A 14,303-nucleotide genomic window follows, 5' to 3' on the forward strand; every position below is an offset into this window, starting at 1 on the left:
GGCGGGCCGGGACGTTGGCCCGGATCGGTTCCGAACAGGTCACGGTCGGGACGCGGACAGGACACCCGCAGGCGGTCACGGTCGGGACGCGGACGGGACACCCGGGCCGGCGGGAGTGTCAGCGGGGTCTGAGAGAGTGGGGACATGAGCGCAACGGGCACGGTCACCGGGCAGCACGTCATCGTCGTCGGAGCCGGGATCGCCGGGCTGGCCGCCGCCCACCGACTGCTGCAGCGCGGGGCGCGGGTGACCGTGCTGGAGGCGTCCGACCGGCTCGGCGGCAAGCTGCTGCCCGGCGAGATCGCCGGGGTGCGCGTGGACTTCGGCGCCGAGTCGATGCTGGCGCGCCGGCCCGAGGCGGTCACCCTCGCGCGCGAGGTGGGCCTCGCCGACCGTCTGCAGCCGCCGGCCACCGCCACGGCCTCGATCTGGACCCGCGGCGCCCTGCGCCCCATGCCCAAGGGCCATGTCATGGGCGTCCCCGGCACCGCCGCGGCCCTCTCCGGCGTCCTGTCCGACGAGGGCCTCGCCCGCGTCGAGCGCGACGCCGACCTGCCGCCCACCGAGATCGGTGACGACGTGGCGGTCGGCGAGTACGTGGCGGCGCGGATGGGCCATGAGGTCGTCGACCGCCTCGTCGAACCCCTGCTGGGCGGCGTCTACGCCGGCGACGCCTACCGCATCTCGATGCGCTCGGCCGTCCCGCAGCTCTTCCATGCCGCGCGCACGCACACCTCGCTGACGCAGGCCGTGCGCGAGATCCAGAGCAAGGCGACGGCGGCCCGGCAGACCGGGCCCGTCTTCATGGGCCTCCAGGGCGGGGTGGGCTTCCTACCGCTCGCGGTCGCCGCGTCCGTCGAGGCGGGCGGCGGAGAGATCCACACGCGCGTGCCGGTCACCGCACTGCGCCGCGACCCCGTGCGCGGCTGGCGCGTCACGGCGGGCGAGCGCGAGCTGCGGGCCGACGCCGTGGTCGTCGCCGTCCCCGCGCCGGCCGCCGCCGCCCTGCTCGCCGTCGCGTCCCCCGAGGCCGCCGCCGAGCTGCGCACGGTGGAGTACGCCTCCATGGCCCTGGTCACCCTCGCCTACCGGCGCGGCGACACCGCCCTGCCCGCCGGCAGCGGCTTCCTCGTCCCGCCCGTCGACGGACACACCATCAAGGCGTCCACCTTCGCCTCCCAGAAGTGGGGCTGGATCGCCGACGAGGATCCCGACACGGTCGTGCTGCGCACCTCCGTGGGCCGCCAGGGCGAGACGCAGATCCTCCACAAGGACGACGCCGACCTCGTCGCGGTCTCCCGGCACGACCTGCGCGAGGCCACCGGCCTGACCGCGTCCCCCCTCGAGACCCGCGTCACCCGCTGGACGGACGGACTGCCCCAGTACCCCGTCGGCCACCACGCGCGCGTGGCCCGCATCCGCGAGCACCTCGCCGGGCTCCCCGGCATCGCGGTGTGCGGGGCCGCGTACGACGGCGTGGGCATCCCCGCCTGCATCGCGAGCGCCGACGCCGCCGTGGACCGGCTCGGCGGCGACCTGAGCACCGCGGCGCGGCTCATGGCCGACCCGGTGCAGAGTCTGCACGGCGGAGCGGGAGAATGAGAGCCATGAGTGACGACGCCTCCACCACCGAGCCCGGCAGGATCCCGAACAAGGGCAAGCTGGCCAAGGACCTCAACGAGGTCATCCGCTACACCCTGTGGTCCGTCTTCAAGCTGAAGGACGTGCTCCCCGAGGACCGCGCGGGCTACGCCGACGAGGTCCAGGAGCTGTTCGACCAGCTCGCCGCCAAGGACGTGACGATCCGCGGCACGTACGACCTGTCCGGTCTGCGAGCCGACGCCGACCTGATGATCTGGTGGCACGCGGAGACCAGCGACCAGCTGCAGGAGGCGTACAACCTCTTCCGCCGCACCCGGCTGGGCCGCGCGTTGGAGCCGGTCTGGTCCAACATGGCGCTGCACCGCCCCGCCGAGTTCAACCGTTCGCACATCCCGGCGTTCCTCGCCGACGAGACGCCCCGCGACTACGTGAGCGTCTACCCCTTCGTGCGCTCCTACGACTGGTACCTGCTGCCCGACGAGGACCGCCGGCGGATGCTCGCCGACCACGGCAAGATGGCCCGCGGCTACCCCGACGTCCGGGCCAACACCGTCGCCTCGTTCTCGCTGGGCGACTACGAGTGGATCCTGGCCTTCGAGGCCGACGAGCTCTACCGCATCGTCGACCTCATGCGCCACCTGCGCGCCTCCGAGGCCCGTATGCACGTCCGCGAGGAAGTGCCGTTCTACACCGGCCGGCGCAAGTCGGTGGCCGACCTGGTCGCCGAACTGGCCTGACGTCCGGGCCGGGAGCGCGGGAACGGTACGACCGGACGCGCACGGCCGACGGGTTCGCCGCCTCGGCGCCCCAGGCTGCCGGGGCGGCGTCAGCGCGCCGCGCTCGGCTTCGGCTCCGCGCGTCCCGCGCAGGAGGCGCGCCGGGCCGGGAGCCGTCCCTCCAGCAGATACGCGTCGAGGTGCCCGTTGACGCACCGGTTGGGCCCACCCGCGATGCCGTGGGTGCCCGCGTCCCGCTCCGTCACCAGCACCGAGCCCGACAGCCGCCGGTGCATCTCCAGCGCCCCCGCGTACGGCGCGGCCGCGTCCCGCTCGGCGGCCAGGATCAGCGTCGGCGGCAGCTCGCCCGGGCCCGTCCGCACGTCGAGCGGCTGCTGCCGGGGCGCCGGCCAGTAGGCGCACGGCAGGTTCGCCCACACGTTGTCCCACGTCTCGAACGGAGCGACCCGCGCGAGCCGCGTGTTGTCGCGGTCCCACACCTTCCAGTCCGTCGGCCAGGGCGCGTCGTTGCACTCCACGGCCGTGTACACGGCGTTGGCGTTCTCCGCCTCGGCGGCAGCCTCCCGCACCGGAGCCGCCTGCGCGATCAACTGCTTCGGATCGCCCTTCAGATACTCCGACAGGGCCTGCGCCCGACCGGGCCAGTAATCGTCGTAGTAGGCGGCCTGCAGAAACGCACCCTGCAGCTGACCGGGCCCCACCTTCCCACCGGCCGGCTCCGCGGCCAGCCGGGCGCGGGCCCGCTCATAGCTGTTCAGCACCTCGTCCGCCGTGCTGCCGAGGCCGTACACGTCGTCGTGCGCGGCGATCCACTCCCGCAGGTCCGTCCAGCGGCTCTCGAACGCCGCCGACTGACCGAGATTGTTGCGATACCAGATCTGCGCGGGGTCCGGGTCCACGGCGGCGTCGAACACCATCCGCCGCACGTGCGAGGGGAACAGCGTGGCGTACAGCGCCCCGAAGTAGGTGCCGTACGACGCCCCCATGAACGTCAGCCGGTCCTCGCCCAGCGCCGCCCGCAGCACGTCCAGGTCACGGGCGTTGTTGAGCGAGTTGTAGTGCCGCAGGGCACTGCCCGCGCCCTTCGCGCAGCCACGCGCGTACGCCTTCGCCTGCGCGATGCGGGGGCCCTTGAAGAAGCGCTTGGGGTCCTGGCAGGACAGGGGCGCCGACCGGCCGACGCCGCGCGGGTCGTAGCCGACGAGGTCGTACGCGGCGGCGATGGGCTTCCACTCCGGCAGCAGCCCGACCAGCGGAAAGTACCGGCCGGAGCCGCCGGGACCGCCCGGATCGAAGACCAGCGCGCCCTGCCGGGGCACCCGCCNGGGGCCCTTGAAGAAGCGCTTGGGGTCCTGGCAGGACAGGGGCGCCGACCGGCCGACGCCGCGCGGGTCGTAGCCGACGAGGTCGTACGCGGCGGCGATGGGCTTCCACTCCGGCAGCAGCCCGACCAGCGGAAAGTACCGGCCGGAGCCGCCGGGACCGCCCGGATCGAAGACCAGCGCGCCCTGCCGGGGCACCCGCCGCTTGCTGTTGTGCGGATCCCGGTGGGTGGCCGGCGCCCGGCTGACGCTCAGCTTGATCTGCCGGCCGTCGGGGTGCGCGTAGTCCAGCGGGACGGCGACCGTTCCGCACTGCATGGCCCCGGGCAGGTCCTGGGCGTCGGAGCACTTGCCGAACTCGACGCCCTCCGCGGCGGCCCGCGCGGCGGCGAGCGCCACACCGGGAGCGAGCGCGGTGGCGGGGGCGAGCGCCCTGCCTGCGCCGAGAGCCCTGCCGGGGACGACGAAACGGTCCGGGGCGATCGGCACGCCGGGCGCGCCGGCGTGAGGGACGCCGCTTGCCGGGACGGCGGCGAGGGCGGTCAGGAGCAGGGCTCCTGCGGCCGAATGGAGGACGGCGGCTCGCATCGGGTGTCCCTTCGGTGTACGGCGGCGACAAAAGGGATGTTTGGTTCGGCCCGGTGGGAAGGCAAGCACCATCGGCGGGTGTCGGGGCCAATGCCCCCTGTGCGCCCCCCGGCGATCGGGCGCGCCCCGGACCCGTCAGTCGCGCCCGCGCTGGCGGTGCGCGAAGGCGGCCCGCAGGTCCGGCTCACCGACCGCACGGATCCCCCGCACGGCCACGGAGGTCAGATACGTACGGTCGTCGCCCGGGCTCGTGCCCGCGTTCACGCCCCCGTTCGCGGCGCGTCGCGTCAGCGCGCCCAGCATCCGCTGTCCGGCCGGGGATGCCCACCGCGAGTACGGATGCACCTCCGCCCGCGCTATGGCCAGGCAGCTCAGGGTGAGCGCGAGAGGCAGCGCGAACCAGAGCGCGACGAGGTCGCGGGGAAGGTCCGGGGTGGCGGGAAACAGCAACGCGACGACCCCCAGGGCGAGGACGACCACTGCGGCCGCCCGCACCTGACGCACCCCGGCCGCCACCGTCGTACGGGCGCCGTCGGTCACCGCGAGACCGGCGCCGACGAGCCGCTCGGCCAGGCCGCCCACGGCGTCCGCGGCCGCCGCCGCGGCCCGGACCGGGGCGATGCGGGACTGTCCTCCGGGCCCGATGGCCCCGATGACCGACCGTTCCATCTCGTCCCGCCCGCGCGGGTCCACCACGGTCGCCCAGCCGGTGCGGGCCAGCAGCAGCCGTCGCTCACGCGCCATGGAAACCATCGTCAGATCGGCCACCCGCCCCGGGCCGCCGGACAGGAAGGCCGCCTCGTACAACGTCAGATCACGGCCGCGCCCGGCGTTCTCGTCGACGCTCGCCGCACGGACGGCGGCCAGGCACAGGCGCGTGCACGCCGCGCCCGCCACGGCCCACGCCAGCAAGAGCAGAAACACCCAGACCATGTCGCGTTTCTATGTCATGAGCACCGGAAAACGCCATGCCTTTTCAACATCCGGAACGGGCATCGCGCGTACGTGATCTTCCGCCGCACAGGGGTCGGACGCTTGGAGGGGCCGCACGCGCGGAGGGGCGGGGCAGCTGGAGGGGCCACACGCCTGGAGAGGCCGGGCACCGGGAGGGCCCGGAGGCCTGGAGGGGGCCTGCGCGCCCGGACGAGGGCTCAGGAGCCGGGCGGTGGGCTCGCGGCCGCCGGCGGGAGCGTGTACGTGGGGGGCGGCGACGCCGTGAGCGGCACCACAGGCCCGGGACCGGTGGAGGCGGTCGACGAACCGGGGGAGCCAGGGAGGCCGGGGGAGCCGGGGGTCGTCGGTGTGCTGCCGGTGGCCAGGTCCAGGGCGAGCGCGTCGAAGTCGACGTACCCGGTGGCCTCGAGGATCTTGATGTGGTCCAGCACGGTGGTGTTGGCGTCGTCCGCGAGCTCGCGCACCAGCGAGTTGCGGGTGCCGACCCGCACCTGGGCGACGAGCGAGAACACCCGGCCGTGCGCGAGGCGCAGAATGTTGGCGAACGCGCGGTCGTACTCCACGCCCTGCGCCGCGTCCAGCTCCGCCAGCCAGCCCTTCTGCTGCTCGTTGGGCTCGTCGGGCAGCGTGAGACCCAGCTGGGAGGCGACGGTGCGCACCGCTGGTCCAGGAAGGCGTGCCCCTCGACGAGGTGCCGGCCCGCCGTCCGCACCGCCTCGGTCGTGCCCTTCGTCTGCGCCTGCTGACCTGCGGGCAGCTCCCACAGCCCGGCCAGCCGGACCTTGGTGATGAACTCCTGGTCCAGCGCGGACAGCGGCCCGTACTGGGTCGCCACCGCCTCCGCCTTCAGTACGTCCGGGCCGGCGGTCGGCTGACCGGAGTACGTCCAGACCGGGAAGATCAGCGCCGCGAGGGTCGCCGCCAGGCCGGTGATGATGAGCCCGGTGCCACTGAAGATGCCTCTGCCCTGGATCGGGGGTCGCGGGCGCATGGTGCCTCCTGCTCGCGGCACTGCACACTAGTGCGCTTCGGTTGCGGGACTGGCATATTACTGCGCCGGTCCCGCCAACTGCCGTACAGGGGCGAAGGTTTGTATTTTGCCCATATCGGTCGAAAGAGGGGAGGGGGTGTGGTGGGTGAATCGGGGTGAACTGGAGGTAAACGGTTGCAGGAGTTGCTGCGGGCACTGGCGCGGAGGTGCTGTTAACCCCGGCACATTCCGGGCGGAGGGGCCCTCCCGCGATCGTCAGTGCCGGATCAGCGCTCGCCCCACCTGGCGCAGTCGTTCTGTCTGGCCCAGGCGTCCCAACTGGCCCAGGCGTCCCACTTGGCCCAGGCGCGACGTCCGCCGTGGCGCGGGACCTGAGCGGTCCAGCCACCAGCTGCGCAGCTCGCGACGGGACCGCCCCTGCGCCGACCGGCTTCTCAGCAGCATCTCCTCGGCGAAGTCGAGGGCGTCCTGCCGGTAACCGCCGCGCATCGGGTGCCCCTGGGCGTAGGCGATGAAAGCGGCCCGGTAAGCGTTTCCGAAAATGAGCGGCAGCTCCGGTGCGACCTTCGCCACCACGTCCGCCCGCTTCGCCGCCAGCGCCCGCGCTTGCACACCGAGTCGCACCCGGTCGAAACCCTCGGGAACCGGTGTCCCGGCGACAAGCGCGGAGAGCAGCGCCGTCTGGACGAGCCCGAGACGCTGTCGGGCGGCCTCGCAGGAGGCGATCGGGTGGGGGTGCGGACGCGTGTGAGCCTGCCCCGCTGTCTGCGCATGCTCGTGCGGTTGCGGTTGCGGCTCCGTCTGTGTCTGCGCGGCGCAGGGTGCGGGCTCGAGTCTCGGGTCGATGCGCTCGGCAGGGGCGGCGCCGGTGACCGGAGCGGCGACGGCTACAGGTACTGCGAGGGTGGCCGGAGCGGTGATGGTCACAGGGGAGGGGAGGGCGACAGGGGTGACTGGCCCGTGTGTCAGGCCGTGCGTTCCCGCGCTCGATGAGGCGCACGCGCCGGGCCCCCGGCCCGACCCCGCCTCGACGGCTTCCCGAATCGCGGCCAACTCGCTTTCGAGGCATGCTGGTTCGGGGAAGTTGTCGTCCCGCTCCAGCAGGACTCCCGGCGGCGACACCCGGGACGCGAGGTCGGTCAGGATGTCGAGGACCGGCCGAGGCACCGGATGGGCGTGACTGTCGTGCCAGACGCCGTCCCGCTCGAAACCGCCCGCCACATGGACATAGGCGATGGCCTCCAGAGGCAGCTCGGCGAGCGCTTTGGCGGGATCCTCACCCCGGTTGACGTGGTTGGTGTGCAGATTGGCCACGTCGATGAGCAGCCGTACGCCCGTACGGTCGGCCAGCTCGTACAGAAACTGTCCCTCGGTCATCTCCTCGCCCGGCCATGCCACGAGAGCGGCGATGTTCTCGACGGCGAGCGGCACGGGCAACGCGTCCTGAGCTATGCGCACGTTCTCGCACAGCACGTCGAGTGCGTCTCGGGTCCGCGGCACGGGCAGCAGGTGTCCGGCCTCCAGCCGCGGGGAGGCGGTCAGGGGGCCGCCCGCGCGCACGAACGCGATGTGCTCGGTGACCAGCGGCGAGCCCAGCGCCTCGGCCCGCTCGGCGAGTGCGGTCAGCCGCCCCTGGTCGGGCCGCTCCGCGTCGCCGAGTCCGAGCGAGACGCCGTGCGGGATCACAGTGATCCCACGCTCGCGCAGCCGCACCAGAGAATCGGGCAGATGCCCGGTGCACACGTTTTCGGCGACGGCTTCGACCCAGTCGATGCCCGGCATCCGTTCCACGGTGTCCGCGATCTCCGGCCGCCAACCGATCCCCGTCCCCAGTCGCCTCATGGTCCCCGCCTCCTTCGTTCCCCCTGCGTGGTGACGGTGGTATGGCCCCGCCGCCGTCCACCGAACCGCCCGGGACCCCCCTTCAGAGCAACATTTGAGGTTCGGCCGCGGGAGAGGAGAGACGGAGAGGAGGAGAAGGGGGGAGCGGGCAGGGGGCCGGAGGCGGCCGAGAAGGCGAACGGGCAGGGAGAACGGATGGGACAGGGAAGAGGAACAGCGAGGCAGCGATCAGCGTAGGCAGAGATCAACGGGCGCGCAGGGCCGGATGCTCCGCGACGACGGTGCAGCTGCCCGGGGCGATCTCGGTGAAGCCCGCATCCCGCACCAGCGGCAGCCCGCTCGAGATCAGTTCACGCCACGTCTGCCGATCCGCGGTCCGCACAGCGAGCGGGAAGCCCGCCTCGCGCCAGGCTGCCCGCTCGTCCTCGGACAGTTCCCACCAGGCGAGTTGCGCGCCATGCCCGGCCTGGGCCATCGCCTTGCCGGCCGACATCTCCACGTCCGGACTCATCCACAGCACGACCGCCCCCGGCTCGACGTCCGCAGGGCGCTCCGGATCGTCGAGATCGGTTCCAGAAACCTGCAGCTTCGCCAGTTCCTTCGGCCATCCGTCCAACGGCACGGGCGGAAACACCCGTACTTCCGCCGACTTCCCGGTGACCGTGATCCCCGGCAATTCGCCGGCCCGTCTCCACTCGGCCCCCCGGGCCCGCCGGACCACCTTGCGGATCCGGGCGTCCTGCCAGTCCCGCATGACCTGCGCCCACTCGCCGTCCCCGACGGACCGCTCGTCGCCGAGCATCACGAGTACGGCACGAGCAGCGGTCTCCAGGGCGTCGGTACGGGCCGGGGGCGCGGACTTCTCTATCCGCACGACGAGTGGCAACACGAACTGCGGAGCCTGGTCGCGAGGGTTGGGCTCGGTCTGAAAGGGACTTTCACTCACAGGCGCAGGCTACTTGAACCGGTCTTTCCCACAGCGGCCGGCCGCGTTCACCGCGCTAGCCATGTCCGCAGCAGCGGGTGTTTCTGTGTTTCTGTGGCGTTGCTCGTGGTCGCCCTCGGCAGTCTGCGTCTCCGCCGGGGTCTCCACCGGGCCGTCTGCAGCCGCTGTAACCGCTGTAATCGTTTCCGCCTGTTCCACTGCTGCCGGGACGTGGTCGTCGTGCGAAAGGATGAACCCCATGGAACGCGATCTACGCCTGGACGACGTGGGCCGACGCTATGGCTTACGCGGCCCTTGGGTGCTGCGCAACGTGCACCTGGAACTGGCTCCCGGCAGCCTCACTCGTATCGACGGCCCCAACGGCAGCGGCAAGTCCACTCTTCTCCGGCTCCTCGCTGGCATCGACGCCCCCACGGAGGGCAGAGTCACGGGCCGCCCCCGCACCGCCTACGTCCCCGAACGCTTTCCCGCCGCCCTTCCCTTCACCGCGGTCGGCTACCTGACCCACCTCGGCACCGTGCACGGCTTGCCGCGAGCGTCGGCCGAGCGGGCCGCGGACGAGTGGCTGGACCGCTTCGGCGCGGCCGCCTACGCCCGCACGCCCATGACCCGCCTCTCGAAGGGCAGCAGCCAGAAGGTCGCCGTCGCCCAGGCGCTCCTCGCCGAGCCCGAGTTGCTGATCCTGGACGAGGCTTGGACCGGCCTGGACACGGACGCGCGGACCGAGCTGGAGCGGGCGGTCGCCGAGCGGACGGCCGCCGGCTCGGCCGTCGTGTTCGTCGACCACGACCCGCGCCGCCTCGCGGACGTCGCGGACACCGTCTACACGGTGCGTGACAGCGGCCTCCACCGCCGTACCGGCGAAGAACCGACCCTCGCCTCCGACGGTCCGCACGTGATCGTCGAGGTGCACGGCGCGGCTGCCCTACTTCCCGCGGACGCGCTTCGCCTGGCCGTTCTCGCCGAGGAGACGGCCGAGGGGACGCACTGGCTCACTGTCCCCGCCTCCCACTCCGACGTCCTGCTACGCGCTCTTCTGACCGCCCGCCCGCCCTGGCACGTGGCCAGTGTCCGCCGGGACGAGAGCCGAGGTGCGGGCCGGGACGAGAGCGGAGATGCGAGCCGAGACGCCGGTGAAGACGCGAGCCGAGACCAGAGCAGAGACGAGAGCCGCCGATGACCGCCCTTCTGCGCTACCAGAGCGCCCTGCTGGTGCGGTCGCAGCGCTGGCTGCCCCCGTTCCTGCTGTACGCCGTTTTCCTCGGCGTCGGCGTACAGGGCGGCCAGCCACTCCTGGACTCGCTCGGTTACGCCGCCGCCTTTCTGCTGCCCGTTGCCGCCTGGCTGGTGCGGATCTGCGTCGCCAACGAACCCCCGGCCGCCCGCGCCGTGGTCGCCGCGGCAGTCGGTCCGGCCCGGGCGCACCTGGCCTCTGTGCTGGTCGCGCTGACTTCGGTCACCACGCTCGGCACGATCACGACAGCGATCGTCACTCTGATCAGCGATCCCGTCGGCAGCGACCACCAGAAACGCGTTCCCGTCCTCGAAGCCGCCGGCGCCGGACTGCTCGCCATCCTGACCTGCGCTCTGCTCGGCACGGCCGTCGGCGCGCTCACCGCCTGGCCCGTGCTGCGTTCGACCGGCCGGGCGGTGCCCGCGCTTCTGCTGGCGGCTCTGCTGGCGCTGGTCGTGAGCGGTTCTCCCGCGCACGCGGCCGTCAGCGGCCTGGTCGGCGGCTCCCACACGGGGACGGTCCACACCCCTGTCCTGCCCTTGGCCGCGGCGGCACTGCTGAGCGCTGTGGCAATCGCCGCGGCATGCGCGCTCACTTCCCGACGGTCACCTTGAGGGGGAAGCGGGAGATGTAGGCAGGGGGATGTGACATGTGGCAACGGGGTAGCGGAAATCGGTTACGAAGAGTTACGGGTGCTGGCTATGCGGTTATGTGCTGTAAGCGGTTGCGTGCGGGAGGGGGTGTCGCAGCGGTTGCGTGCAGCGGGTGGGCTGAAAGCGATTACCCGGAGCATGCTGTCCGCTGCGCCTCCTGCCACTCGCACACCGGGCACAACGTGATCCCCTTGTACGACTCCGGGTATTCCGTGGGTTTCCTGCACAGCACACACTCGGCATACGGCGGCCCGTCTGCCTTGGGTGGAGTTGCCGCGTCGATCAGGCAGTAATCCCGTTCGGTGTCGTCACTCATGCCTCCAGCGTACGAAAGCGGCTCCGCCCGGAAATCGGCGTACGAGGTCCGTCCTAGACATGAGATCGGGTCGTGTGAGGCAGACGAACGAGCCGCACGATTCAGTGTCGCGCGCTCGTCGTTCCGATCAATTCCGACACCTTCACGAACCGGTAGCCCTGGCGGCGCAACTCCGGCACGACCGTGCGCACGACCTGCTCGGTCGTCGGGGCTGCACTGCGGGTGCAGTGCATGACGACCACCGAGCCGGGCTTCACGCCCTGCAGTACCTGTTGCGCCACGGCGTTGGCATCTGTTGCGAAAGCGTCTCCACTCACTACGTCCCACTGGACGGCGGTGACGCCTGTGCCGCTCACTGCGCGCAGCGCTCGCCGGTCGTAACAGCCGCCGGGGAAACGAAAATACGGCATCGCGTCCGGCACGCCGGCCTTGCGAAACGCGGTGTACGCCCGTTCCAGGTCCGCTCGCATCCGGCCCTCGGGGACGGTCGGCAGACCGTAGCAGTCATCGGTGAAGGCGTAGTGGCTGTAGGAATGGTTCGCCACCTCGAACAGAGGGTCACGACCGATGGAGCGGGCCTGGTCCGGGTACTCATCCGCCCAGCGACCTGTCATGAACACGGTGGCAGGCACCTTCAGCTTCCGCAGCGCCGCGATCAGCCCGGGGTTGTCGAAGTGCTCGCCCGCGGCCGCCCTGCCACCCTGGTCAGCGGTCATGTCGGCATCGAAAGTGAGGGCGACCGTCTTGCCCGGGGCATGGGGCGCGTTGCGGAAGACGGGAGTGAGGCCGGCTGGTCCAGGAGCAAGGGTCGGGGGCCGGGAAGGGGCGGCGGGGGCGTGGGAAAGGGGTGTGGACGGGTGGCTCGGGGCGGCGGAAGCCGAGGCCGGGGCCGTCGGGCGTGGGGCCCGAGGCTGCTGAGCGGTGCCGCAGGCGGCGAGGGCTCCGAGAGCGGCGCCGAGTGCGCAGAGGGCGGCCAGGCGGCGACATGCGGGAATGATCACCGTATGAAGATATGAGGAATGTGCTGGCGTCCGTGTTGATATATGACCGCGTCTCGGGTGGTGTCACCCGCCCGGCCGCCCGCGCGGCACCTGTAGAAGACCGAAGGGCCGGAGTCATGACTCCGGCCCCGACTGACCCCCTTGGTGACGTCGGGGCGTGTCAGAGGCGCTCAGCGCGCTTGACGCACCCCGACGTGGTGCATATCTGCTCCGTATCACCTCAACTGAGGGCGAAATCAATGAATCTGACGATTCCTCAATTGTGGCGGATTGGGTGGGCGAACAGGCGACGCGGCTGGGCCCCGCCCGGTGCGGTGTTCCACGCAGCCCGCGTTGTCCGCTCCGCCGGACGCCTCAACGTCGCCAAGGCCCCGTCACCGCGAACGTCGTACCGGGGGTGTAGCAGTTGACGTACATCGTCTCGCCGTCAGGAGAGAAGGTGACGCCCGCGAACTCACCCCACTCGGGGGCTTCAGGTGTTCCGATGTTCTGGCGCCCTCGTGCCATGGCGTACACCTCGCCGGACCTGGTCACGCCGAATACGTGCTGGGCGCCGTTGCCGTCCTCGCAGACCATCAGGCCTCCGCTCGGGGCGAGGCAGATGTTGTCGGGAGACTCTCCAGGGAGCTGCACGTCCGTGTCCGGGCCGAAGACGACGACGAGCGTGAGGCGACGGCGCTGCGGGTCGTAGCGCCAGATCTGGCCGAAGTGATCGGCTGCCGATCCGTCGGAACCGCGTGCGAACGATGAGACGAAATACACACAACTCCCGCCCCAGTAACAGCCTTCCAGCTTCTGGGCGTGGGTAATGCCCTTGGGGCCGAAGTCCTGCAGACGGACCGGCGTTTCTGCGGCAAACGGGTCCGGCACGTCCACCCACTCGATGCCGTCGAAGACGGCGCCGGTGGTCTGGATGGAGGACAGATCCGCCACGCCGGGGACGCGCATCGCCTGCAGCCGGCCGCCTGCGCGGAGAGATCCTACCCCGCCCAGCGGTTTCTCCGGGAGGAAGCGGTAGAACAGGCCGAACGGATTGAGAAACGCGTCCTCTGTTTCGTAAACGATTCCGCGGTGCGGATCGACGGCGATCGCCTCGTGCTGGAAACGGCCCATGGCGGTCAGCGGGACGGCCCCGGTGCGGCGCGGGTCGGACGGGTCGACCTCGAAGATGAAACCGTGATCCTTTGCATAACCGTTTGTGCCTGCCTTGTCCTCGGTCTCCTCGCAGGTCAGCCAGGTGAGCCAGGGGGTGGGCCCACCCGCGCAGTTGACGGCCGTGCCGGCGATGGCAACCCGCTCTGAGAGCACCTTGTTCCGGGAGTCCAGCGTCAGGGCCGTGCAGCCGCCCTTGCCGGCCGGGTCGTAGGTCAGGCCCTCGACTGTGGGAACGGGGTGCGCAGCGGTGGGGCGGTTCTCGTGGTTGCGCACCAGGTGGACCCGACCGTCGCGAGCGGGCAGGGCCGTCATGCCGTCATGGTTCGAGGGCACCAGGCCCTCACCGGAGCGCAGGGGGTCACCCTCGCGGGACAACACTCGGTAGCGGAAGCCCTTGGGGAGGTCGAGCAAGCCGTTCGGGTCGGGCACGAGAGGGCCGTAGCCTTCGTGGCCGAGATCCTGCGCGGACGCGGTCCCCGCGAAGAGGTCGGAGAGAGCGCCGGTGAACGCGATGCCCACTCCCACTCCCAGGGCGCCGCTGCCGGCGAGGATCTGACGTCGTGTCGCGGACATGGGAAAACCTTCCTGCTGGCGGACAGGAACTGTGATCCCGCTGTGTCTATCACCCGGGGTGCGCCCCGGGAACCGTGCCTGTCGCCCGTGTCACGGGCTCGACAACCTTCGGCGGAGCCGGGCCGAGGAGAGGGCGAGGCTGGAATGGAAGCTGCGGAAGGCACGGAGAGGATGGACGTGGCCGTAGAGGCGATGGAGGTTGTGGAGGTGGTGGAGACGGCAAAGGACGGGGTCGGCGACGGATTCGGGGGCCAGTGCTGCAGACGCAGTTGCGTAAGCGGTGCCTATGCCTTCTCCGGCGGGTGTTGCGGAAGCGGTTGCCAAGCGCTGTCCCGTCGCTTTTGCGGAAGCGGTTTCTGCTGCTCCTCCGCCGCCTCTTGCGATACCGG

Annotated in this window: 11 protein-coding genes and 2 pseudogenes; 4 read left to right on the plus strand and 9 right to left on the minus strand. The window is 71.5% G+C overall.

The features are described 5' to 3' along the window. Positions 1–144: 144 nt before the first annotated feature. Complete coding sequence (hemG, locus tag BG482_RS04805) at positions 145–1,602, plus strand: protoporphyrinogen oxidase (protein ID WP_069767570.1); 1,458 nt, start codon at positions 145–147, stop codon at positions 1,600–1,602. A 5-nt stretch (positions 1,603–1,607) separates the two neighbouring features. Next, positions 1,608–2,339, plus strand: a complete 732-nt coding sequence (gene hemQ, locus BG482_RS04810; RefSeq protein WP_069767571.1) for a hydrogen peroxide-dependent heme synthase — start codon at positions 1,608–1,610, stop codon at positions 2,337–2,339. Between the two features lie 89 nt (positions 2,340–2,428). Here the strand turns inward: hemQ and BG482_RS04815 are convergent. The 6 genes and pseudogenes from BG482_RS04815 to BG482_RS04835 form a co-directional block, all read right to left on the minus strand. Then, a partial coding sequence (locus tag BG482_RS04815; RefSeq protein ID WP_141746543.1) for an alpha/beta hydrolase occupies positions 2,429–3,663 on the minus strand: 1,235 nt, incomplete at its 5' end. Position 3,664: 1 nt separating this feature from the next. After that, positions 3,665–4,249, minus strand: a pseudogene (locus BG482_RS46035) (alpha/beta hydrolase); the annotation flags it as partial. Positions 4,250–4,384: 135 nt separating this feature from the next. Beyond that, positions 4,385–5,182 carry a TIGR04222 domain-containing membrane protein gene (locus tag BG482_RS04820; protein WP_069767572.1) on the minus strand — a complete coding sequence of 266 codons (798 nt, stop codon included), beginning with the start codon at positions 5,180–5,182 and terminating at the stop codon, positions 4,385–4,387. A 218-nt stretch (positions 5,183–5,400) separates the two neighbouring features. Beyond that, positions 5,401–6,194, minus strand: a pseudogene (locus BG482_RS04825) (DUF4142 domain-containing protein). 255 nt (positions 6,195–6,449) lie between these two features. Next, a complete protein-coding gene (locus BG482_RS43755; protein WP_256096258.1) occupies positions 6,450–8,036 on the minus strand; it encodes a DUF692 domain-containing protein in 1,587 nt (528 codons plus the stop codon). Positions 8,037–8,280: 244 nt separating this feature from the next. Beyond that, positions 8,281–8,982 (minus strand): peptidyl-tRNA hydrolase, encoded by a 702-nt coding sequence (locus tag BG482_RS04835; protein WP_069767573.1) that lies wholly within the window; start codon positions 8,980–8,982, stop codon positions 8,281–8,283. Positions 8,983–9,220: 238 nt separating this feature from the next. Here BG482_RS04835 and BG482_RS04840 point away from each other — a divergent pair, with 238 nt between their 5' ends. Next, positions 9,221–10,162: an ATP-binding cassette domain-containing protein gene (locus BG482_RS04840; protein ID WP_079141580.1), complete on the plus strand. Its 942-nt coding sequence runs from the start codon at positions 9,221–9,223 to the stop codon at positions 10,160–10,162. Further along, positions 10,159–10,830 carry an ABC transporter gene (locus tag BG482_RS04845; protein ID WP_069767574.1) on the plus strand — a complete coding sequence of 224 codons (672 nt, stop codon included), beginning with the start codon at positions 10,159–10,161 and terminating at the stop codon, positions 10,828–10,830. Before BG482_RS04840 ends, BG482_RS04845 begins: the two co-directional genes overlap by 4 nt. Positions 10,831–10,996: 166 nt before the next feature. On the opposite strand, the gene BG482_RS44945 is transcribed toward BG482_RS04845, so the two are convergent. From BG482_RS44945 to BG482_RS04855, 3 genes are all read right to left on the minus strand, one after another. Beyond that, the gene (locus BG482_RS44945) at positions 10,997–11,185 is read right to left on the minus strand and encodes a hypothetical protein (RefSeq protein WP_079141581.1); all 189 of its coding nucleotides are present in this window, start codon (positions 11,183–11,185) and stop codon (positions 10,997–10,999) included. Positions 11,186–11,286: 101 nt separating this feature from the next. Next, positions 11,287–12,183 carry a polysaccharide deacetylase family protein gene (locus BG482_RS04850; protein ID WP_069767646.1) on the minus strand — a complete coding sequence of 299 codons (897 nt, stop codon included), beginning with the start codon at positions 12,181–12,183 and terminating at the stop codon, positions 11,287–11,289. A 357-nt stretch (positions 12,184–12,540) separates the two neighbouring features. Further along, on the minus strand, positions 12,541–13,914 hold the full coding sequence (locus tag BG482_RS04855) for an alkaline phosphatase PhoX (protein ID WP_069767575.1): 1,374 nt from the start codon (positions 13,912–13,914) through the stop codon (positions 12,541–12,543). Positions 13,915–14,303: the final 389 nt, after the last annotated feature.

The sequence above is a fragment of the Streptomyces sp. LUP30 genome (assembly GCF_001746365.1).
Lineage (GTDB): Bacteria > Actinomycetota > Actinomycetes > Streptomycetales > Streptomycetaceae > Streptomyces.

What these genes read in the sequence shown, in the direction of transcription:
- hemG (WP_069767570.1), top strand. Translation starts at nt 145, where the DNA reads ATGAGCGCAACGGGCACGGTCACCGGGCAGCACGTCATCGTCGTCGGA.
- hemQ (WP_069767571.1), top strand. Translation starts at nt 1,608, where the DNA reads ATGAGTGACGACGCCTCCACCACCGAGCCCGGCAGGATCCCGAACAAG.
- BG482_RS04820 (WP_069767572.1), bottom strand. Translation starts at nt 5,182, where the DNA reads ATGGTCTGGGTGTTTCTGCTCTTGCTGGCGTGGGCCGTGGCGGGCGCG.
- BG482_RS43755 (WP_256096258.1), bottom strand. Translation starts at nt 8,036, where the DNA reads ATGAGGCGACTGGGGACGGGGATCGGTTGGCGGCCGGAGATCGCGGAC.
- BG482_RS04840 (WP_079141580.1), top strand. Translation starts at nt 9,221, where the DNA reads ATGGAACGCGATCTACGCCTGGACGACGTGGGCCGACGCTATGGCTTA.
- BG482_RS04845 (WP_069767574.1), top strand. Translation starts at nt 10,159, where the DNA reads ATGACCGCCCTTCTGCGCTACCAGAGCGCCCTGCTGGTGCGGTCGCAG.
- BG482_RS44945 (WP_079141581.1), bottom strand. Translation starts at nt 11,185, where the DNA reads ATGAGTGACGACACCGAACGGGATTACTGCCTGATCGACGCGGCAACT.
- BG482_RS04855 (WP_069767575.1), bottom strand. Translation starts at nt 13,914, where the DNA reads ATGTCCGCGACACGACGTCAGATCCTCGCCGGCAGCGGCGCCCTGGGA.